This window comes from Shewanella zhuhaiensis (genome assembly GCF_022484835.1).
GTDB classification, from domain to species: Bacteria; Pseudomonadota; Gammaproteobacteria; order Enterobacterales; family Shewanellaceae; genus Shewanella; species Shewanella khirikhana.
In genome coordinates, this window is record NZ_JAKUDL010000001.1 from 504,175 (window position 1) to 525,112 (window position 20,938).

The 20,938-nt window shown below is 56.3% G+C and carries 17 protein-coding genes; 10 read left to right on the plus strand and 7 right to left on the minus strand.

Annotated elements, in window-relative coordinates; translation table 11 throughout:
• Positions 1-85: 85 nt before the first annotated feature.
• The 8 genes from MJ923_RS02115 to MJ923_RS02150 all read left to right on the plus strand — a co-directional run bounded on the left by MJ923_RS02115 (position 86) and on the right by MJ923_RS02150 (position 7,207).
• Complete coding sequence (locus MJ923_RS02115; protein ID WP_240589715.1) at positions 86-529, plus strand: hypothetical protein; 444 nt, start codon at positions 86-88, stop codon at positions 527-529.
• A gap of 96 nt (positions 530-625) precedes the next feature.
• Positions 626-1,033 (plus strand): hypothetical protein, encoded by a 408-nt coding sequence (locus tag MJ923_RS02120; protein WP_420854402.1) that lies wholly within the window; start codon positions 626-628, stop codon positions 1,031-1,033.
• A gap of 94 nt (positions 1,034-1,127) precedes the next feature.
• Positions 1,128-2,843 carry a hypothetical protein gene (locus MJ923_RS02125; RefSeq protein ID WP_240589716.1) on the plus strand — a complete coding sequence of 572 codons (1,716 nt, stop codon included), beginning with the start codon at positions 1,128-1,130 and terminating at the stop codon, positions 2,841-2,843.
• 78 nt (positions 2,844-2,921) lie between these two features.
• On the plus strand, positions 2,922-3,521 hold the full coding sequence (locus tag MJ923_RS02130) for a hypothetical protein (RefSeq protein ID WP_240589717.1): 600 nt from the start codon (positions 2,922-2,924) through the stop codon (positions 3,519-3,521).
• 44 nt (positions 3,522-3,565) lie between these two features.
• Positions 3,566-4,966: a hypothetical protein gene (locus tag MJ923_RS02135; RefSeq protein WP_240589718.1), complete on the plus strand. Its 1,401-nt coding sequence runs from the start codon at positions 3,566-3,568 to the stop codon at positions 4,964-4,966.
• Entirely contained in the window at positions 4,963-5,700 is a 738-nt protein-coding gene (locus MJ923_RS02140) for a hypothetical protein (protein ID WP_240589719.1), read from the plus strand. Before MJ923_RS02135 ends, MJ923_RS02140 begins: the two co-directional genes overlap by 4 nt.
• 17 nt (positions 5,701-5,717) lie before the next feature.
• Entirely contained in the window at positions 5,718-6,170 is a 453-nt protein-coding gene (locus MJ923_RS02145; protein WP_240589720.1) for a hypothetical protein, read from the plus strand.
• Positions 6,171-6,280: 110 nt separating this feature from the next.
• Positions 6,281-7,207: a bactofilin family protein gene (locus MJ923_RS02150; protein ID WP_276312933.1), complete on the plus strand. Its 927-nt coding sequence runs from the start codon at positions 6,281-6,283 to the stop codon at positions 7,205-7,207.
• A 68-nt stretch (positions 7,208-7,275) separates the two neighbouring features.
• On the opposite strand, the gene MJ923_RS02155 is transcribed toward MJ923_RS02150, so the two are convergent.
• The 3 genes from MJ923_RS02155 to MJ923_RS02165 form a co-directional block, all read right to left on the minus strand.
• Positions 7,276-8,169 (minus strand): universal stress protein, encoded by an 894-nt coding sequence (locus tag MJ923_RS02155; protein ID WP_240589721.1) that lies wholly within the window; start codon positions 8,167-8,169, stop codon positions 7,276-7,278.
• 179 nt (positions 8,170-8,348) lie between these two features.
• Positions 8,349-9,869 (minus strand): insulinase family protein, encoded by a 1,521-nt coding sequence (locus MJ923_RS20835; RefSeq protein WP_240589722.1) that lies wholly within the window; start codon positions 9,867-9,869, stop codon positions 8,349-8,351.
• A complete protein-coding gene (locus MJ923_RS02165) occupies positions 9,866-11,359 on the minus strand; it encodes a M16 family metallopeptidase (protein WP_240589723.1) in 1,494 nt (497 codons plus the stop codon). The genes MJ923_RS20835 and MJ923_RS02165 overlap by 4 nt, the downstream gene beginning before the upstream one ends.
• Positions 11,360-11,727: 368 nt before the next feature.
• Between MJ923_RS02165 and MJ923_RS02170 the strand changes: the two genes are divergently transcribed.
• Positions 11,728-12,549 (plus strand): N-acetyl-ornithine deacetylase, encoded by an 822-nt coding sequence (locus MJ923_RS02170; RefSeq protein ID WP_240589724.1) that lies wholly within the window; start codon positions 11,728-11,730, stop codon positions 12,547-12,549.
• A gap of 270 nt (positions 12,550-12,819) precedes the next feature.
• On the opposite strand, the gene MJ923_RS02175 is transcribed toward MJ923_RS02170, so the two are convergent.
• From MJ923_RS02175 to MJ923_RS02185, 3 genes are all read right to left on the minus strand, one after another.
• The gene (locus tag MJ923_RS02175) at positions 12,820-13,734 is read right to left on the minus strand and encodes a L,D-transpeptidase family protein (protein ID WP_240590230.1); all 915 of its coding nucleotides are present in this window, start codon (positions 13,732-13,734) and stop codon (positions 12,820-12,822) included.
• A 137-nt stretch (positions 13,735-13,871) separates the two neighbouring features.
• Positions 13,872-15,395 carry a nitric oxide reductase transcriptional regulator NorR gene (norR, locus tag MJ923_RS02180; RefSeq protein WP_240590231.1) on the minus strand — a complete coding sequence of 508 codons (1,524 nt, stop codon included), beginning with the start codon at positions 15,393-15,395 and terminating at the stop codon, positions 13,872-13,874.
• Between the two features lie 156 nt (positions 15,396-15,551).
• The gene (locus tag MJ923_RS02185) at positions 15,552-17,828 is read right to left on the minus strand and encodes a nitric-oxide reductase large subunit (RefSeq protein WP_240589725.1); all 2,277 of its coding nucleotides are present in this window, start codon (positions 17,826-17,828) and stop codon (positions 15,552-15,554) included.
• A gap of 371 nt (positions 17,829-18,199) precedes the next feature.
• On the opposite strand from MJ923_RS02185, the gene MJ923_RS02190 reads away from it, so the two are divergent.
• Complete coding sequence (locus tag MJ923_RS02190) at positions 18,200-19,921, plus strand: potassium/proton antiporter (protein WP_240589726.1); 1,722 nt, start codon at positions 18,200-18,202, stop codon at positions 19,919-19,921.
• Positions 19,922-19,927: 6 nt separating this feature from the next.
• Here the strand turns inward: MJ923_RS02190 and MJ923_RS02195 are convergent, their stop codons facing one another.
• On the minus strand, positions 19,928-20,854 hold the full coding sequence (locus tag MJ923_RS02195; RefSeq protein ID WP_126165875.1) for an LpxL/LpxP family Kdo(2)-lipid IV(A) lauroyl/palmitoleoyl acyltransferase: 927 nt from the start codon (positions 20,852-20,854) through the stop codon (positions 19,928-19,930).
• Between the last annotated feature and the right edge of the window lie 84 nt (positions 20,855-20,938).

Here is a 20,938-nt window from a genome sequence, read left to right on the forward strand (position 1 = left end):
CACGAATATTGTGATTAAATGGATGTCTGGCGTGTTTTTTTAGTATTTAATAACGTTAATTTTTACGGAAAAGGAATTGTGGTGGATGATGGTTGAGCAGAAAAAACTTTTGTCAAGCGTACTAGTTCTCGCGTCGGCTAGCGCTGTTGCCAACACAGATGATTTGGCCTTGACAGAGGTTTTTAAGCCCCGCTGTGATCAGGTGTTGCTTGACCTTAAAGCCAAAGATGAGCAGGCTATCTTTGAGCGATTTCATCCAATGCGGCAGTCATGGAACGAAGGGAAATCAGCCAAGAAAATGGTCGCTCGTAAAATCGCGGACTTTAATGTGATTCTAGCGCCATTGGAAAGTTTTACCTTGGATGTTTCAAACTCTGGAGTCATGCCCTTGCCCAAGGAACTTAAGAAGCTGTATCCCAATGCCACCAGAATGGTGAGGATTGAGTATAGCTATGGGGTCAAATTCGTTGGGAGCTACTATTGTGACTGGTTTGAGTCTGAAGGTAACTGGTATTTCTATGAAATATAAGAAGTTTGAATTTACCCGGTAGCGCCATTTTTACAAGTAATCTGCACTACCGGTGGTGCTTTAAAAGGATAAGTTTTTTAACAACAGGAAGTGAAAATGATGAAGTTGAAGTATGTTTCTTTGGTCGCAGTTGTTCTGGGTCTTGCAGGCTGTTCTTCCACTGAGCCGGCGCCTCGGGTGGCGCAGGAGAAAAAGGTTGCCGTTGACGGCGTTGACCTGACCTTCGGTGGCAGTTTCGACGAGCGCAAAAACTTGCTGGTGCTTAAGGTCAATGGAGACCCCATCATGCAAGGCTCTTTCCCTCCATACACCCCCACACAGAACCTGAATGCCAAATACAAGGACATGAATATCAAGGGTAACTGCTACTTTGGCTCTGTACTTGGTAAGCAAGGCGGCGCCTTCGGTGCCATCGCCGGTGCTATTCAATCCTCCAAAAACAGCACCGCCGACAAGTGCGAATTGGTGGTGAACGGCAAACAGGTCGAAAATCTGTACTTCTAACCGCAGTTTGTGACGCGGATAGCCGGAGGGCTTCCTCCGGCAGCACCTTTTGAGAGAAATGGATTAGGGCTTTATCGCCCAACAGGAAGTCTTCATGAATCCCCCAGATTTTCGCCTGACGGCCATAGCGGCCGCTACCCTTATGTTGTCCGCCTGTGGCGGCTCCGATACCGATGCCCCCGACGCCATTGAGCCTATCCCTCCTGTAGAGTTTGCGCATGAGCAAGTGGGCACCGCCAGTTTTGCCGGGGCTTTGGTTGGTGCACAGGTTTGCGCTGACCTTAATTTCAATGCCAGCTGCGACGGCGGGGAGCCCAGCGCTACCACCGATAGCGACGGTGCTTTTACCCTGAACTGGCAAAGTAGTAATGAAACAGAAGCATATCAACTGGTTGCAGTGTTGCCGGTGGCAAGTGCTGTTAAACAGCCGCTGCGGCTGGCAATGCCGTCGCCTGTGGGAGCTTCAAATGCTCCAGCGGCTGGCACACGCACCAGTTTGCTTGCCCATAGCAAGCATAGCGGTACTATTAATCCGCTGACCGATCTTGAAGCCAGGCGCATGAACGCAGCTGGCAGTGATGATAAGGCCGCTGTTGAAGCACGCCTTGGGTTGCTTCTGCCCGGTATTTTTACCGTTTCTGCCACCAGCCCTTATCAAATAACCGCAGATGACACGGCCAAGCCGGAATTTAAAGACGCGTTGGCGCTGCTTGACCATATTGAAATGCTGATAGATGGCCAGTTACCGCAAATACTGGCGGCGGAAGAAGTGATGTTTGTTGGCAAAAGTCTCTTTACCGGTCTTGCCGATGAGGCAGGCCTGAGTGTGACCGATTGGCTCGCGAGCGATCCGCTGAATCTGCGTTATCGGGTCAGCGATGTGCTTAAAAACCTCGGTTATATCAGTTCGCCAATTGATGAGCGGCTAATGTCTGAGGCCAATTGGTCTGAGCTTTTGGACAACGAAAGTGATGATGACGGCGACAGCCATTTACTCAGTATCGCCCAACTGGGGGATTCCAAGGTGGTTGAACTGCGCGCGGGCGCCGAAGCGAACGGGCTTTGGTTGACCCTAATCAACGGCCAGCTTATGCGAACCACTTTGGACGGTCATGAGTTGGCATCTGAGTGCTGGAATACTGAGCTTTCCCGCTGGGTTGGGGAAGAGGGGGCCCAAGGGTACCAAAGGCCTGAACCAATTTTTCAGGACAACCGTCTGACCCGGGTGTATGAAGGCACCATGGTAGCGGTTGAGACCACAGTGGATAAATTCCGCAGCGATGACAGTGAGTTCCAAACCCTGATAGCAGCTTTGCCGCCTGAGCTTAAACTGGGCTCGCTGGACTGGCCAAATACCGTTTATCGTCTTAATTACCATCAAACTGCCGATGTGCTGTGCCGATCGCAAGGTGCTATCAGCTATCCCTTTACCGTTGCTGCGGCCGAGATTAACGGCGAAGCCATAGTGGCGGCCTTGTGGCCTTACGAGTTTGCCGATGGGCTATATGAAATCCAGGGTGATGATGAGTTTGTGATAAAAGATGCCATGGGGCCGGGTGAAGATATCGGCTATCGCTGGGCACTCGATAACAGTGTGGCAGGTAAAACCCTGGTGCACCTGAAAACCATCAGTGGTGTGCCTGAGCAGGCATTATCCCTGGATGAAGGCGAATATTGGCTGGTAGAAGCGGGCGTAATCGGTGAAGTTGACCTGAACAAGGCATTTAATACCGAGACGCTTAATTGGTTGTGGTTAAGTTATGACCCCGCCTTTACGCCTGTCATCCGTGCTCATCTGAACGGCTTGTAATTTAAAGGCGCCTTACTTCAGGCGCCTTATTTCAGGCGCCTGATTTTAATTGAAGTGTGGAAAATAAGGATGCCAGCGTTGAAATCGAATCGTGAACATTCAATTCCCCAGACTCTGGTCATTAAGGCTATGGCTGGCATTCTGCTGCTGTTGCTGCAGTCCACATCGATGGCAGATGAGGGCAAGTCTCTTTTGGACGCGCTGATGGACGCCATGCCCAAGCCACATGAGTTAGAGCTTGCCCGCAAGCGCATGGCAGAAACCCATATCGAACGACCTTGGGACATCTTTGAAACCAGTTGTCCTTATAAGGAACTCAGCGGAACCAAGGAAGAGGAAGATGAGTTCTTCTACCGCTGCAAGCGCTGGGATGACTGCGCTGCCGCAGGCAGTTCGGCCAGTATCTACGCCGAGGCGTTTTTTCAAAATCACCAAAGAGCTCCCAAAGATCAAGTGCCATGGGAACACTACCGCGATGGCAGCATTTTTTTGCTGGAAGCGGCTGACTTCGAAGGGGTTAGCGGGCATTTAAGGCAGCATGCGCTCAAGTCTGCCGAGGAAAACTGGCGCTTGTTTGAGGGGCGGGATGCTGCCGAGGCCAGCGACTTGGTAGAGAAAGGCTTCTGGCAATGGTGCTCAGCAGAGCCTTTGTCCTTATGGATAGCCGAATACCAATAACCTCTGAATATGCCTTTGGGCATTGCAATATCAAGGATGACACTATGCTAAATCGCCCTCTGTCTCTCACTGCGCTTGCTTCTATGCTGCTGGCGGGCACTGCTTTTGCTGCCGATCGTGATGCCTTGATTGCCGAGTTTGATGCCAGCACAGCGCCTTTGGTGCGCCAGAGCAAGGCCATTGAGCATGGCTGGGATGACAAGGCGTTTCGTAATGGACTTGAGCGTCACAATGGTGATGCAACAGCGCTGCTGCGGGAGGGCTGGGTTAGCCGCTTTTTGCAGGATGCCAATGCCCAGCAGCAGTTGGCGCGTCAGTATCGCGCCCATCTTGGCAGCATGCTTGCCGCTATGCCGACTGGCAGCCATTGCCAAAGCCAAGCCCCGCTTACCCAAATGGATACCGAACTTGCCGCCATAGATGCCTATATTCAGCGCCTTGAAGGTTATCAGGGGCTCAGCAGTCAGGAACAAGCCTATCCGGCGGTAATGGATATGACAATCAGCCACGCCCGGGTAGTGTCTGTCATCTCCCTGGGGGCCACCTTCAGGCATTGCGTGCTGCTGGACGAGGCGCCTGCGCTCGCAAAGGGGCTCAGTGGTGAGGAAGGTGATGCCCTTGCCATCAATCTTATTTCCACATTGGCCGCAGAGGATGTGTCTGCGCTGATGGCCGAGGCAGGTAAGGGCGATAACGCCGAGGTGCTGGCGGCGCTGATGGAAGCACAGGCCGGGCAGACGCCAACCGATGATACGGCCAAATCCTCAATAGCCAAGCCCTTGATAGCACAGCCCTTGATGCCACAGCCAGACACTGCCGGGCAGAGTTCTCAAGGCACTGACAATCGCGTGGCAGATACGCCGCAGGCGCCCTCTCTTTCGGCTGCTTCACCTCAGCTTATCAGTGCAGTGACGTTTACGGATGCTGCGCTGGGCGGCTGCATTAAGGAAGCTGCCAGGTCGATGTCAGTAACCATGACAGACGAGCTTGAGTTGCTGCAATGCGATTTGAACGGAAAATCAGTCAAGTTCGCTGATTTACGCCAGTTTCCGGCCTTGTCGATGCTGGCGCTGTCAAATACCCACATCGACGACATCACGACGCTATCAGGTATCGATAACCTGATTTTATCCAACGTCACCCTGACTGGTTTCGATGGGCTTCTCGACGTCAGCAGCATACAGCTTGCCAATGCCGACGTTGGCGACTGGCTGAGTCTGGCAGCGCTAAAAGGCACAACAGTGAGTATCAAGTCCGGCAATTGTGACGACCTGGCCGCCCTCGATGGCCGGGACGATCCGGTGCTTATTCATAAAGGGCTTGATAGCCGCGAGCTTGCCGGGCGCATGGCGCGCTCGGAGCAGTCGGGTGTGGCGACTGTTATGACCCGCTGTAGCTTCGGGGCCACAAGGCTGGCAGAGCTGCCGGGAGGGACCAACCGGTGAGCCAGTTCCGCTCAGGCCAAGCGGCCGCCGATTTGAATATTCAGGCATTGGGACCCGGGGCACGAATGCACCTTAAACGCAGCCGCAGCGGCGAGCTGTACCTGCTAAGCGAGTGGCAAATCAAAGCAATAACCTTTGGGGTGATTGCCTTGGTGCCCATGGCTTCGTCTTTGGTCATGGCACTGGTGCTCGATGGCAGTGAGGCATTCATGTATGGCGTTATTGCGCCGCTGCTGTTGCTGCTGGCTTTGGGGCTGCTCGGATTACGTGAGCACTGGGTGTTTCGCGCTGATGCGCTGGTGCGTGAACGCAGTTTTTACGGCCTGTCCGCCAGGGTAAAGCAGCGCTGGCCCATGGCCGAGGTGCAACTGGTGGCCGAGCCTATTGGTGCCCTTGAAAAGGGCTGTTGGCTCAGTCTGTATGCCGGAGATTCCAAAGCCCGTTACAGCATAGGCGAGCAGGCCCAAACGCAAGCCCTGGTGCGGTCGCTGGCTCAGGCGACCGGTGCCAAAGGGTTTGAGCGGATAAGCCGCTGGCCCGAATTGTGCCCGCTGGCAGCAGTTGGCTCGGAGGCGGATATTGGCTCGTCAGCATCTGTGGCCGCTTGCAATGGGGGGGAAGGTCCACAGCCTAGTCAGTCCCTTGCCTGGCGCGCCGGTTCCCTGTGGCTGCTGCTGTTGCCGCTACCGCTGTTTATTGCCCTCGGTTTTGCACTGATGTTGCTTGGCCACTGACAAGAGCGAATACCTGTATGAAATGGACGTCAGAGAATTCGGCCCAGGGTCGCCTGGAGCTTGGCAGTCGCGCTGCCTTGTTGGTGGTGGGGGCGATTCCGCTTATCCCAACGTTGATTTTTGGCCTGCTGGGGTTTGATGGTAACACCGAGCGGGTGCTGATTTGGGCGCTGGCGGCAAGCTTGAGCTGGCACTGCCTGTTTGCCCGGCATCAGATTGTTCTCGATAAGGGCAGAGGCCTGCTCACCCGGCGGATAAGCAGCCTTTATCCCATTCTTGTGGTGCAGCTAAAGCTCAATGATATTCAGGGTTTTATGGTCGCCAAGTCGCTTGGAAGCCGTCGTTATGCCCTGATTGCTCTGTGTAAAAACGGTGAGCGCCTTGAGCTGCTCTCGGGCCACAGGGGCACCATGTTGGAGGCGGGCACTTACCTTGCCGACTTCAGCGACAAGGCGATTGCCGAAGGCTGAGACACCAGAGTATAAAATGTACGTTTTTTATTCTTTGCCCTTGACGGCAAATGTGTTTAACATTTGCGCCACAAAAATAACAGCCTGACGAAAGTACGAGTAACGGGATAATGAACAAGGGACAAGGGATCACCTTTATTGGCGCCGGCACCCGCCTGGAAGGCGAGCTGACGCTGGAAAGCGCCGCGCTGGTTTCCGGCGAGCTCAGAGGCAAAATCAGCTCTGCCGGACAAATCAAAATTGAGCCGGAAGGCCTGATTGATGGCGAACTGAATTGCCACGAGCTCAGAGTTTGCGGCACCTTTCGCGGTAAGCTGCGCTGCCAGAAACTCACCATAGTCCATGGCGGCGTGGTCGAAGGCGAAGTGGCCAGCAATCAAATGGAAATTTTCGACGGTGGCCAGTTTGTGGGCAGCCGTACCCGTGGCCCGGATGCCGTGGATATGCCCATGCCGGCCAACGCCGTGTTGCCACAGGAAGGTGGCAAGAGCCATCTTAAGTTGGTTGTGGGGCTCGCCGCTGCCATTGGTATTGGTTGGCTGGTGGTGGCCAAAACGCCGCTGATTGCCAATATCAGCCACAGCTTACAGACGCTGACTGCATCCAAAGCGGACGCCGGTGATGACAAAGCACGGGCCGTCCTCGATAACCTGATTGCCACCGAAACCTCCGCAGGTTTGGCTCAGGGCGATGCATCGCAGGCAGGTATTGCGCTTGAAGCTTCGGGCTCTTTGCCTGCTGCCGGTTATTTTGCTGAAGACAGTGAAGCCATGGATGCTGCCAATGCCATGCTGCTGGAGCAGTCCTTCAGCGAAAACAGCGCTGCCGATGCTGATGTTGAAGCAGACCAGGGCTTGCAGCCTCAGCCTTCGGAAAGTGAAACCGCAGACAGCGCGTCGGAAAGCACTGCGACAGACAATATTGAGACAGGCGCTGTGACTGGCTCCAGCACTCTGGTGGTGGATAGCGACGCCAGTGCAGTTGGCACCCAGGGCGCAGCCGATGTACCTGTGAATGCACCGGTTAATCGCATGTAAGCCATTGTCTTGGCGAGTTAAAAAACGCGGCCTTTAAGCCGCGTTTTTTATTGCCATGATGCGCTTTATCAGTGCAGCAGCGCCTGCCGGGCGTGAGGTTTTAAGGCCAGCACATCGCACCTCAGTTGATTCAGCAGTTGCTCCGAGGCACGGCCTTTTAGCGAACTCAGTAAACTGGCGTGTTCACCTGCGCCCATGACCACCAGATTGCTGTGCCAGCGGCGGGCGGCTTCGGGCACCATGTCGTCGGGCAGGCCTGCGGCCAGATGCAGGCGTTTATCCTCCAGTGCCAACGGCTCGGCGGTTTGCCGCAGTCGTCGCCACTGCTCGGCAACCCAGGTGTGATGATTCAAATCTTTGTTTTCAAACGACACACTCAAGTCGTGCGCCTGATAGCAGGTCAGCAAATGCAGCTCCATGCTAAAGAGTTTGGCCAGTTCATCTGACACATCCAGCAGCTGGCGATTGAATTGACGATGGGGGTCGCTCTCTTCGTCTACTTCCAGCGCCGTCAGTAATTTACCGTCGTTTTCCCAGGGCTCGCGGCTGACAAACAATACCGGCAGCGGTGCCTGTTGCAACAGCAGCCAATCATCGGTGTGGCTGAATTCACACCTGAAGGTGGAGAATTCGTGGTGTTCCAGGATCAGTAAGTCGTATTCGTTGTGTTCGAGCTCATTCAGCACTGCATTGGCCAGGGTGGCGGCATGGCAGTGTTTGAGGGTGAGATGCAGGTCTTTGTCCGGGTAACTGGGCTGTTTTTGTCGTTGATGGCTGATGCCGGGCGCCATCATCAACAAATGCTGTAACCATTGACTGATAGCCGCCTGCTTTGGGAGCTGAACCCTGAGTACCGTAAGGTCTGCATGGCTTTGATTAGCAAAGTGAATTGCTTTTCTGAGCGCAGGCTTGGCGTGTAGCCCATCGTCGGTGGCAACGAGGACCCGTGAAAAATGACACATTTGGATTTCCTCTGTGGTGGCTAAATTTCCCTTTCAGGCAATTTTAGTGTGCTGTCACCGGCCTGACTAAATACCCTTTTGGACTTGGAGCCCTTGCCTATAGCGGGATTCGGTCTGTTTGAGGATGCAAATTGGTGTGCATTTTGCCGCATGCCATTCCATTTATGGTTATTGGCTTTTTAAGGAACATTTTCGAGCACTTCTATCTGCCAATCGGGGAGTTTGGCGGCCAGATCGGCGCGGATCACGCTGGCATCGCCTTTGACCACAATCAGCGGCGCCTGACTGAACACCAGCCGGTTGAACCCGGCCAGAGCAAGGCTATCCAGCAAGGTGCCCGCAGCCTTTGGCTGTGATTGCCCCTGCTCCAGTGCATCCAGCCAATCAGCCAGGGCGGCACCCGGACTGTCGGTTCGCAGTATGCGCTGTCCGGCCAGATAGCTTTGCAGCGCATTGAGCTCCTCTGTGCCCGCGTCGTCATTTGCCAGCAGTGCCAGGTGGTCAACAATGCCGCGCACGAAAGCGCCGCTGCTTTCATTGGCGCTGGCACCGTAAAACTTGAGGGTGCGGCTTAGTGGGTTGTCGATGCAGCTGCCGTACACGCCATAGGTCAGGCCTCGCTGGCTGCGAAGATCGTAAAACAGCCTGCCACTTTGACTGCGGCCAAGGAGTGCGGCAGCCGCTTTGCAGCTGCTGCTGTCGCCTGAGGGGCTAAGGCCGTAGCCGATGCGGACCTGGGCCTGCACCTGTCCGGGGGCATCCAGCAAATAGAGGCGTTTGCCAGATTGGAGCGGCGGGGTCAGCAGGGCTGGCTTCTCGGGCTCGGCGTGGCTCTGTGGCGGGACAATCATTTCCGTCTGAGCATGGAAAGAGTGAGGCGCATTGTCATCCTGGGTCGCTGCACTATTACTGAGTAAATGGGTTTGGGCCTGCGCCCGGAACGCCTGCAGGCTTGCGCTCAGCTCATTGGGATTGCCATCAAAAGGGCGGTTGTAGCCAAGATACGGGTGGCCGTCACCCAGCACCTTTTGCGCCCACAGCCGGTCGATATCGGCGCCGGTGAAGGCATCTATGTGACGCGCAAGCTTATGTTCGCGCACGATACGGTTAAAGTCGGCGCTGGTCATTTGGCTAAGACCGTCCATCAACGCCTGGGCCCGTTGTTTCAGCACAGCGGCTGAGTCACAGCGGCTTGAGAAGCTTAAGCTGTGCAGCCTTGCCACAACGACAAGGTTTTCGGCGCAGGTGTCGCCATTCAGTGCGGCATGCCTTGCTCGGGCGTTCAGTGCGCGGGCAAGCAAGTCGCCGTGGGGCAGGGGGCTGCCAGGGCTAACCAAGATGAAATGGGCTGCTTTGAGGCGAGCATCGACGGTGACTGCGCCCTGCTGCCAGATGCCTGAGCGCATGAGAGTTTCAGCTTGTTTCTGGTCAAGCGGCTCAGCGCCAATTTGTGGAAACGGTGGCAGCCCGGAAACTGGCTTGGTCTGATGGCCATTGTTGGCATCGGCCAAGCCGGTTTCGATGGCAAGATTGGCGATGCTGCCGGTGTTTGCAAAGTCGGCCAGCATAGGCGCTGCCACCGGCTCGAAGCTCAGCTGGGTTTGTTGGCAGCTGCAAAGCAGTGGCGCGGCTATCAGCAGCACAGCTGTCTGCAGCGTCCGGATCCCCGGCGCCCGGTGCGGATTCACAAAAGCCTTCACAGTGCCAGCTCCTCCAGTCCATCGGCCCAGCCATCCGGCAGCCATTCCAGCAGCCCCTTGCCAAAGCGGGTATGCCAGGCGGGCAGCAAATCGAGTCTCACGGTATGGCCATTGAAATACTGCACGGCCACCCGCTGTAAATCGGCGGCCGTGACAGATTCAATTGCCCGCCACGGCGCCTGCAGCGGGCTTGGGTTGTCTGCCGCCGGGGTGGCGGCGAGTTGCTGCGCCAGCAACTCATCCCGCTCGAGTCGCTGCTGATACTGACTCAGCCACAGCGATTTAAGCCCGCACAGTTCTGACTCGCTCAGCGGCTTGTCTGCGGCGGCTTGAAGCAGTTGGCCAACGCCCTTTGCCAGCGTGTCAAGGCTGACCCGCGCCCTTGGTACCAACACCAGATTGGTCATCCCGTGCAGGTCCATATCCAGCGGCAGAGACTGACTGAGCATAGTCTGCCCCCCCTTGATGCCGGCGCGCTCAAGGCCGGAAGCAATGCGCTGAAACAGCTGCAGTTCCAGCAGCCGAATGGCAGCTGCATCCGGGTGGCTGCGACCGACCGTGTGCCAGGCGAGCAGCAATCCAGGCCAGGGAGCGCGTTCATCCACCACTTCGCCATGGCTTGCAGGCCTTGGCCGCCAGAGTGGAGGTTCCGTGGCCGTGGCATTGTTGCTGATTTGGGGGCTGGCATTGGCATTGTTGCGGGCATCGGACTGGGCTTGATTGTTCCAGTCGCCAAAGTGCTGCTGCACCAGGGCGCGGGTGTTGTCCGGCAGCTTACCTGTCAGAGCGAGAGTCATGGCGGCAGGCTGATAATGGCGGCGGTGAAATGCCTGCAAGTGCTCGGGCGTGGCGGCCTGAATATCGGCTTTAGTGCCAATAATTGCATGGCGGTAGGGAGTATCGGCTGCCTGAGCGAGCAGGTATTCCATTGCGGCGCGAAAATACGGCTGGTTATCAATGGTCTGTGCCATTTCCGCCAGCACGGTTTTTTGCTGATTGGCCACCGCCTGTTCGGAAAGCTCGGGGCGGGAGAAGCGGTCGCGCTCCAATGCCAGGCTGAAGTTCAGCCCTTCGGCGGGAATGCGGCTGTAGTAGCGGGTATCATCAAAACTGGTGCTGGCATTGAAACTGGCGCCCATGGCATTCATCAGCTTGCTGTAATCGTCCCCCGGCGCCAGCGCACTGCCTTTGAACAGCGAATGCTCAAATAGATGCGCCCAACCGGTTTGCCCGGCCAGTTCGTGGCGCGAGCCCACTGCGAAGCGGCTCGCCATGGCGATGCTCTGCTTGCCTTCTTGGGGCAGCAGATACAGACCCAAGCCATTGTCCAATTGGCTGTAGCTGATGGCCTGGTCCAGTTGCCTGAGGTGGCTGTCGTCCAGGCGGCACTCGCCTGCATGTGCGGCAATAGGCACCGATAGCAGCATAGCCAGCGGCATGGCTGGCAGGGATGTCGGCAACAGCGGACGAAGGCGGCCAAGCAGGTTCATGGTTGTAATTTCCAAGCCTAGGGACTGTTTATCTTTTGAGCTGATTTTTGCAGCAGTTTGTGGGTTCTTTATACAAGGCAGAGGGTTTGAAAGGTAGTTATTCTACTTCATAAGCCGATAACGCCGTAGAAAGGATCCACAAACGCTGCCCGAAGGGTTCGGCTAAAAGCGTTGTACTCTGTTTTGAGCGCTCCTTGCTTAGGATTCTGGGCGGCAGAGCTCTCGCCTTGATTAAAACGCTTTTACCTTGAACAAAATTTAACCGCTAAAGATAAACAGTCCCTGAGCATGTCATTCAGTTTTTCATCTTTGCTGATATGATGGCAAGGCTTCCCTTTTCGCCTTTTGTAATTGCAAGGATGTGTTCAATGAGCCGCTCCCCTTTCGAGTCTTTTGTCTGGCACAGCGAGATTTTCGAGTGCAACAGCACGGATATCAGCCGTTTTTACGCCTTGTTGGAGCAGGAAAAGACCCGCCTGGGGTTGAGTGCCAAAAAGCTTGGCAGCGCCGGAGGCCATCCACTGTGGCTGATGCAATCGCCCGGACAAAAAGCGGGACTGCCAAACCTGCTGATAAGCGCAGGCTTTCACGGCGAAGAGGCTGCGGGCCCATGGGGGCTGCTGTGTTTATTGTCGCAGCTCGACGCCAGTTTGTTCGAGCGGGTGAATCTGAGCCTGCTGCCACTGGTGAACCCCACCGGCTTTGCCAAAGGGCACAGGTTCAACGAGCTGGGCGAAAACCCCAATCGCGGCTTTTTTGTTGAAAACGGTAAGGCCAGGGCGGGTGATGATACGTCTTATGAAGGCAAGATTTTGCTGGAACACGCCCATCTGCTGCAGGTGGCGAGCCGGGATGGCATTCTCACCTGCCATGAAGACGTGCTGCTCACAGACACCTATGTATACACCTTCGAGCCCAGTCAGGCGCCGGGACGATTCAGCCATACCCTGAGGGATGCTCTGGGGCAGTATTTCCCCATCGCGAGCGACGGCAACATCGACGATTGCCCGGTGCGTGATGGGGTTATCTTCAATCACTTCGATACCTCGTTCGAGTCCTTCCTGGTGCGCAGCGGCGCCCGTGTCGGCTGCTGCAGTGAGACACCTGGGCAGCAGAATCTGGATCAGCGTATTCTCGCCAACGCCGCCGCCATGGGCGCATTTTTGGATATGCTGGCTGCCGCAGAGTAATTTCCGGTGATTTTTCTCATGGTTTTTGAGCGCTTTGAGCATTAATAACATTAAAAGCCCAAATTGCTGCCAGGCGTATGGCGTCTCATTGGTTTTGCTCTCTGTGGTATGGTCAATCCCGGAGTGCTGTTGCAGCTGTAAAAGCCCGGCTTAATGATAAAGACCTTGTTGATAAAGACCTTGCTGATAAGAAGCAACCGATGAAAGGTAAGATGCCGGATAACAAAAAAGCCGCCCAAGGGCGGCTTTTTTGTTATCCGGCAATCCGCATCAGGGATTGATGCGGGTTGGCATGCCGGTGCGCTGCTCAAGCAGGCGTTTGAGCACGAAGGAGTTGGTCTCTGCGTGGGCCACAAAACGGGTGATGTTGGCTGGCAGTGACAGGGGCACAGGCGTGGCCGAGTCAAACTCTTCCTGGGTGCGTGACAGCGGCTGGTGCACCTCAAGGTAGCGGGCGCCGTCGGGCTCTTCGGTGGCCTTGATAGGCTGATTCACAAATTGCACCCGGGTACCCACTGGCACGCTGTTGAACAGGTGTTCGATGTCGGTATCACGCAGACGCACGCAGCCCTGGCTTACCCGCAGGCCGATACCAAAGCTGGCGTTGGTGCCGTGAATTGCGTACAGGTTGCCGATGTAGAGCGCGAACAGCCCCATGGGGTTATCCGGACCGGCTGGCCACACCGGCGGCAGGGTCACACCCTTGGCGGCATATTCCTTACGGATGCGCTCGGTGGGGGTCCAGGTTGGGTTGGCGCGCTTGCGCTGCACCTTGGTGACCCAGTTTTCCGGGGTATCGCGGCCCACCTGACCTATACCGATAGGCAGCACTTCGACGATGTTTTTACCCTTGGGGTAATAGTACAGGCGCATCTCGGCGATGTTGATCACTATGCCTTCGCGGGGGGCGTCCGGCAGGATCAGCTGATGGGGAATAATCAGGGTGCTGCCGGGACGTGGCAGGAAAGGGTCAGCCCCGGGGTTGGCTTCCATGATGTTCGACAGCCCCAGCTGGAACTGGGCGGCAATGTCTTCGAGGGTGCGCTTGTCGTCCGGCACCACATAATACTGAATTTCGCCCACCAGACGGCTATCTTTGGCCGGCAAGGGATAGACAACCGCCAGCGCCGCCTGGCACAGACCGGTGAGTCCAACAAATACGGCTAACTGTAAAAAACGCTTCATTAAATTCATCTGACTCTTTGTTGGCATTCGCTCTGTCCTGAGCCTGCGACTCGCCTGTTTTCGCTCCGTGGCAAAGCTGGCATCCTCATAGAATTCGGCCAGAATTTCAACTCTTATTTGAACTCTGGTCGCAATCACTATTTTAAGCCAAGGCGGCGTGCCAGCCGGTGCAGGTTGCCGGGATCCAGCCCCAGCGCCCGTGCGGTGGCAGCCCAGTTGCCCTTGTGGGCATTCAGGCAGGATTGGATATAGCGCGCCTGAAATCCATCGGTCGCATCTTTCAATGCCTTACCTTCAAATTCGGGCTCGGCGGCCTTGCTGCCAAGGGTCTGGGGGGACGCAGGCGCGCCGCCGATTGCCAGCATCTGAGGCAATATCAGTACTTCCCCTTGCTCGGATGCCGCCCGCGCCAGGGTGGCTGCGCGTTTGATTACGTGTTCGAGCTCGCGCACGTTTCCGGGCCAGTCATGCTTTTTAATCCGCGACAGCGCTTCCGGGCTGAGGCGCAGCACCGATAGCCCCAATGACTTGCGGCTTTGCTCAAGAAAATGACCGCACAGCGGGCCAATATCTTCCACCCGTTCTCTGAGCGTGGGTACATGCAGCGGAAACACGCTCAGGCGATGGTACAGATCGGCTCGAAAGCGCCCCGCCAGCACCTCTTGCTTTAAATCCTTGTTGGTGGCGGCGATGATGCGCACATCGACCTTGAGACTTCTGTCATCGCCAATACGCTGCACATCGCCATATTGCAGCACCCGCAGCAGCTTGGCCTGCAGCCCAAGGGGCAGCTCGCCAATTTCATCCAAAAACAGGGTGCCTTTGTCGGCGGTTTCAAACTTGCCGCTGCGATGGCTGATGGCGCCGGTAAAAGCGCCTTTAACATGGCCGAAGAGTTCGCTCTCTGCCACCGATTCGGGCAGGGCGGCGCAGTTCAAATACACCAGCGGCTTGGCGGCGCGGGTACTGGCCTGATGGACTGCGCGGGCAACCAGCTCTTTTCCGGTACCGGTTTCGCCGAGAATAAGCACGCTCAAGTCGGTGCCTGCCACCGCGAGGATCTCCTGGCGCAAGCTTTCCATGGCGGCGGCATTGCCCACCATAGGTTGGCTGTCGTCGGTGGTTTCACGGCTGGCTGGCCCAAGCAGGGATACCCGCTCAAGCTTGTCGAGCAGCAGCGCATTCTTGAGGGAGGCTGCGCTCAGCGCCCCCAGAGCACGCAGATCCATCAGCCCCAGATTGTCGAATTGCTCCGGGGAAAAGGCATCCAGCGTCAGCGCACCAATCAGTTTCTCGCCATCGAACAGCGGCAGACCGATGCAGGCGTGCACGTGCAGGCGATCGTCCTGATTGGGAATGAGGCCGTCGTAAGGGTCGGGCAGTTCGCTGTCGGCGGGGAAGCGCACCAGATCGCCGGCGCGGGCGATGGCTTCAAGCCGAGGGTGGTCGTCAATGGCAAAGTGGCGCCCGGCCACGTCTTCGGCAAGGCCTGCGGTAGCAAGCGGCACAAAGTGACGGTCGCGAAACTCCAGCAGTGCGGTGGCATCGCAGCCAAGGTTGGTTTTCACCGTATCGACCAGGCGGGCAAAGCGGTCACGATGGGACAGACCCGAGGTGATATCCAGGGCAATACGGGTAAGCAGGGTTTGACTTAAGGACATGGGCGTATGCTGACCCTTGGAGAAAAGTGTGTCTGTCAGCATACGCTTATCATTCTGGATTGTCATTTTGACAGGGGAGCGCTGGGCGCTCCCATTGTCTATTTGACCAGTGTTGAAGGGCTGAGTTCTGGTTTTATTTTCCTGACTCAGGCTTTATCAGGCTGTTACCGGGCGGGTTGCTGCGGCTTTTTTACCGGCAAAGGCCTTGCGAACAACATCCCAAAGGAACATGGCCAGCAGCATGCCGCCGAAGGCAAAGATCACATCACCCACCACCCGCAGCCACACCAGGGTTTCTACTGTACTGCTGTGGATGACTTCAGGGGAGCGGGCAAACCAGTAGCCGTTTTCGATCACCGCGAAGAATTGGGTGATCCCCACTGGCAGCAGCGACATGAATACCATGGCGGCAAGGCCGATATTCAGGCTCCAGAAGGCGCCCTTGAGCAGTTTCTCGTTCCACTGCATTTCCAGTGTCAGACCACGGACACAGGAGAGCATCAGACCGATCCCCAGCATGCCATATACCCCCATAAAGGCGGCGTGGCCGTGGGTGGCGGTGGTGTTGAGGCCCTGCACAAAGTAGAGCGAAATCGGTGGGTTAATCAGGAAGCCAAGCATACCGGCGCCAACCAGGTTCCAGAAGGCGGTAGCCACAAAGAACATGATGGCCCAGTGGTAGCGCTGCATCCAGGGAGCGGCGTTGCGCAGGCGATAGCTTTCTACGGCTTCATAGCCAATCAGGGCCAGTGGCACTACTTCCAGCGCCGAGAAGATAGCCCCCCAGGCAATGATGGAGTTGGTGGTGCCGGTGAAGTACAGGTGGTGCAGGGTACCGATAAGGCCGCCAGTGAGGAAGATCACCGTGGTAAACAGTACGGCGGCGTTGGCACTGCGGGCACGGATAAGTCCCAGACGCACCAGCAGCAGCGCGATAACTGAGGTCGCGAAGGTTTCAAAGAAGCCTTCTACCCACAGGTGAACTACCCACCAACGCCAGTATTCAGCCATGGCCAGGTTGGTGTGCTTACCCATAAAGAGACCGGCACCGTAGAAGAGGCCGATGGCCACGCAGGATGCGTACAGCACCCATACTACGGGGCGCATTTCGCCCTGATCATTGAGCGCAGGACGAATGGCCGCAGTAACCAGTGCCAGCCAGATCATCAGCCCGGCCAGCAACAGGATTTGCCACACCCGGCCCAAATCCACGTACTCGTAGCCCTGATGGCCAAAGAGGAAGTTGTTGTCGAGGTTGAAGTATTGCTGAACACCCAGCCATTCACCGGCCATGGAGCCGAGAACGACCACTACCAGGGCAACCCAGAGCACGTTCACGCCAAGGCGCTGAAACTTGGGCTCATGGCCCGAAAGCGCAGGCGCTATGTACAGGCCGGTGCCAAGCCAGGCAGTGGCAATCCAGAACACTGCCAGTTGAGTGTGCCAGGTACGGGTGACCGAATAAGGCAGAATCTCAGACAGCGGAATACCGTAAAACTGCTGACCTTCCACCGCATAGTGCGCCGTGATCCCACCCAGCACTATTTGCAGTAAAAACAGCCCAATAGCAGTAATGAAGTACTTGCCAACCGCCTTCTGTGAGGGGGTGGGCTTGAAGCGGAACAGGGGGTCTTCTTTGGCCGGAGTAGGCAGTGGCTGTTCACGCCCGGCGGCGTGATACCACACCAGACCACCGATACCGGCGATCAGGGTGACGATACTCAGAATCGACCAAACGATGTTGTCCGACGTTGGGGTGTTGCCAAGCTGGGGATCGTACGGCCAGTTGGCGGTGTAGGTGTAGGTCTCGCCGGGACGCTCGGTGATGGCGGCCCAGGCACTCCAGAACACAAAGGCAGTCAGCTGCTGACGGCGCTCGAAATCGGGCACAGTGGCCTCTTTCATGGCGTACTGTTCACGCAGCGGCTGCATGGCGGCATCGTCACCGAACAGGGCGACATAGTGATCAGCCACTGTCTGAATGGCCTCGATGCGGGTAGCGCTTAAGGACACTTCCAGTTTGTCGCCGTTTTTGAACAGGCTATTGCGGCGCATATCATCGCGCAGCGCCTGCTCCAGACCGGCCTGCTGGCTGCTGTCCAGACTGGCGAAGTCTTTGCCATACTGTGCCTTGGCGCTGATATCCAGCCAGGCTTGGGCTTCGCGGTGCAGCCAATCGGCTGACCAGTCGGGGGCAACGTAAGAGCCGTGGCCCCAAATGGAACCCAGTTGATGGCCGCCCATGGAGCGCCACACCAGTTGGCCGCGCAGTATGTCCTGTTTATCAAACACCACCTGACCGCTTTCGCTGGTGTAGGCATCGGCGATAGGGGGCATCTCCCGATAAATCTCACTGCCCAAGCTGAGCAGTACTGTGAAGGAGGCAATCAGCACTACTAACAGTGCGATAGCCGTTTTGCGAAGTGAACTCATTCTGGCCTCTCTAGCGCTTGTTCTAATGTCATTCCTACAAGGCAGTTTGTGTGCCAAAGTTAAAAAGTGATAAATAACAATGCGATGAGTTCTACTCTTGACTGAAGGCTGTCACTAAGACAATGTTTTTTGTTGTGTAAATTACACTTGAATTGTCATTTTGATACTAAGGTGGTTTTTAGGTAGTCTGTTGATTTTGTTGCTCTGGGTTTGCTTATTGAATGAATGCTGAATATTTCTGAGAAAATGCCTTTAATGGCTTAAATAGCTTGGGTTTTAATGCCTTCAACTTTTAATTAAAAATCGTTAACCCACAGCTGAATGGCAATGGTGACTGATATAATTGCCGCGTAACTTTTGCAGGAGGTGATATGGGCGCTGAAAATATGAATCTGTTTTTTCTGGTAGCCGCTGCGCTGGTGGGTCTCAGTGTGGTACTCAGCCCCCTGTCTTCGCGCCTTGGAGTGCCGATCCTGCTGGTATTTTTGGGGGTGGGCATGCTGGCCGGAGAGGATGGCCCCGGCGGTATTCAGTTCGATGATTTCTCGACCGCCTACCTGGTGAGTAACCTGGCACTGGCGGTGATTTTGCTCGATGGCGGCCTCAGAACCAAGATGGCAAGCTTTCGACTGGCGTTGTGGCCATCCTTGTCGCTGGCCACGGTTGGCGTGGCGGTCACCACGGCGCTGACCGGCATGTTGGCGGCCTGGCTGTTTAATCTGGATTTACTCAGTGGCCTGCTGATTGGCGCTATCGTTGGCAGTACCGATGCCGCGGCGGTGTTTTCACTGCTCAAGGGGCGGGCGCTCAACGAGCGAGTGGGCTCGACGCTGGAAATCGAGTCGGGCAGTAACGATCCCATGGCGGTGTTCTTAACCGTTACCCTGATTGCCATGATAGCCGCTGGTGGCAACTTCGATTTACCTGTGCTGTTTAAAAGCTTGATATTGCAGGCTGGAGTTGGCTTGACGGCGGGCTTGGGCGGCGGATATCTGATGTGGCGTCTGGTTAATCGCAGTGTGCTGGCCGATGGGCTTTACCCCATTCTGGTGTTGGCGGGTGGCCTGTTGCTGTTTGCGCTGTCCAACAGCCTCGGCGGCAGTGGCATTTTGTCGGTTTACCTCTATGGCCTGTTTTTGGGCAATCGTGGCATGCGCGGCAAACACAGCACCCTGGCGGTGATGGATGGCCTGACCTGGCTTGCACAAATCGGTATGTTCCTGGTGCTGGGATTGCTGCTGACGCCGTCTTCTTTGCTGGATGTGCTGCTGCCTGGGCTTGCGCTGGCAATTGGGATGATAGTGTTCGCCCGGCCACTGGCGGTTTGGCTTAGTCTGGCGCCATTTAAGCGTTTTACCTCACGGGAGCGCTGGTTTATCAGTTGGGTGGGGCTTCGCGGCGCCGTGCCCATTATTCTGGCGGTATTCCCTATGATGGCCGGACTGCCCCATGCGGAGCTTTACTTCAACCTGGCGTTTTGTGTGGTGTTGGTGTCCTTGCTGCTGCAGGGAACCAGCCTGCCGCTGGCGATGCGTCTGGCAAAGGTAGAGCTGCCTGCCAGACCTGAGCCCATCAGCCGCGCCGGGGTGGATATCTTCCCCGCCAGCGAGTGGGAGATTTTTGTGTATCGCCTCAAGGCGCACAAATGGTGTGTGGGCGAGCCGTTGAAGCGGCTGGACATGCCTGAGGGAACCCGTATTGCCGCGCTGTTTCGCCACAACACCCTGCTGCACCCATCGGGCAGCACTGTGCTGGAAGCGGACGATGTGCTCTGTGTGCTCGGTCAGGAAAAAGATCTGGCGGCGCTGAGTCAGCTGTTCAGTGAAGCGCCTGCAACGGCGGCCATGTCGGGTTTTTTCGGCGACTTTATGTTGGATACCCGGGTTAGGCTGGCCGAGCTTGCGCCCCTGTACGGACTGGCATTGGCCGAGGATGAAAGTGAGCTGACGCTGGCGCAGCTTTGCGAGCGGATGCTGGGCAAAACTCCCATCGAAGGTGACGTGTTTGTGTGGCAGGGACGTGAATGGGTGGTGGCACAGCTTGAGGGGGATTGTCCGTCCTGCCTGGGCCTGAGGCTGCAGGCAGGACGCTGAGACGCGTTACTTATACAGCGAGGGCGCGTTCTCATCGGGGCGGGTTTTGAAGCGGCGGTGCAACCACATGTACTGCGGCAGATTGCGGGAAATCAGCTGCTCAACTACCTGATTGCCACGGATGGCATCTGATACCTCATCCTCGCCGGGGAAGTCCTCCAGCGGCGGCATGATCTCGATGTGGTAGCCCTTGTCATCGTCGTTACGTTGCACGAAAAATGGCAGCACCCTGGCTTTGCCGAGCTTGGCAAGGGTGGTGGCACCTGTGATGGTGGCGGCGTCTGGTACCGCAAAAAACGGAATAAACACTGCCGATGAGCGGCCAAAGTCCTGATCGGCGGTATACCAAATCACTTCAGCGCTGCGCAGACAACGCACCATCTGACGCAGGTCGCGCTTGGGCACCAGCCCCTTGTTGGAGCGCAGGCGTCCCTTCACTTGCAGGTATTCCATCACCGCATTGTTATGCGGGCGATAAACCCCAATCCCCGGCTGAAACTGACCGAAAATCCGCGCGCCCATCTCCAGCGGCAAACAGTGCACTGCAAACAGGATAACCCCCTGGCCATTGGCAATGGTTTGCTCCACATGCTCGGTGCCCTTGATGGTCATATGCTGTTGAATGCGCTCATCGCTCCACCACCAGGCACTGATGGTGTCGAACACCGCCTTGCCGGTTTCTTCAAAATTACGCTTGAACAGGGCTTCGCGCTCAGCGGCGGGCATATCGGGGAAGCAAAGCTCCAGATTACGTCTGGCAGTATTGCTGCGGCTGCCCGCGAGCTTTCTCACCAGGGTGCCTAGGCCGGCACCGAGTTTCATTTGCCATGACAAAGGCAAAGCCGATAACAGCCTCATCAGGCCAACGCCCAGCCACAGCAGCCAATACTTGGGGTGATACAGGTGATTGGAAAATTGCGCGCTTTCTACCACTTGGGGTTCACTCACAGACAAAAATTAGTGGCTATTCTAACGCAAAACACACACAACAGCCGGAGAAAATTGGGTACAATCCAG

Coding starts and splice junctions, on each gene's coding strand:
- MJ923_RS02115 (WP_240589715.1), top strand. CDS start 86: ATGATGGTTGAGCAGAAAAAACTTTTGTCAAGCGTACTAGTTCTCGCG.
- MJ923_RS02120 (WP_420854402.1), top strand. CDS start 626: ATGATGAAGTTGAAGTATGTTTCTTTGGTCGCAGTTGTTCTGGGTCTT.
- MJ923_RS02125 (WP_240589716.1), top strand. CDS start 1,128: ATGAATCCCCCAGATTTTCGCCTGACGGCCATAGCGGCCGCTACCCTT.
- MJ923_RS02135 (WP_240589718.1), top strand. CDS start 3,566: ATGCTAAATCGCCCTCTGTCTCTCACTGCGCTTGCTTCTATGCTGCTG.
- MJ923_RS02145 (WP_240589720.1), top strand. CDS start 5,718: ATGAAATGGACGTCAGAGAATTCGGCCCAGGGTCGCCTGGAGCTTGGC.
- MJ923_RS02150 (WP_276312933.1), top strand. CDS start 6,281: ATGAACAAGGGACAAGGGATCACCTTTATTGGCGCCGGCACCCGCCTG.
- MJ923_RS02155 (WP_240589721.1), bottom strand. CDS start 8,169: ATGTGTCATTTTTCACGGGTCCTCGTTGCCACCGACGATGGGCTACAC.
- MJ923_RS02165 (WP_240589723.1), bottom strand. CDS start 11,359: ATGAACCTGCTTGGCCGCCTTCGTCCGCTGTTGCCGACATCCCTGCCA.
- MJ923_RS02170 (WP_240589724.1), top strand. CDS start 11,728: ATGAGCCGCTCCCCTTTCGAGTCTTTTGTCTGGCACAGCGAGATTTTC.
- MJ923_RS02175 (WP_240590230.1), bottom strand. CDS start 13,734: ATGAAGCGTTTTTTACAGTTAGCCGTATTTGTTGGACTCACCGGTCTG.
- norR (WP_240590231.1), bottom strand. CDS start 15,395: ATGTCCTTAAGTCAAACCCTGCTTACCCGTATTGCCCTGGATATCACC.
- MJ923_RS02185 (WP_240589725.1), bottom strand. CDS start 17,828: ATGAGTTCACTTCGCAAAACGGCTATCGCACTGTTAGTAGTGCTGATT.
- MJ923_RS02190 (WP_240589726.1), top strand. CDS start 18,200: ATGGGCGCTGAAAATATGAATCTGTTTTTTCTGGTAGCCGCTGCGCTG.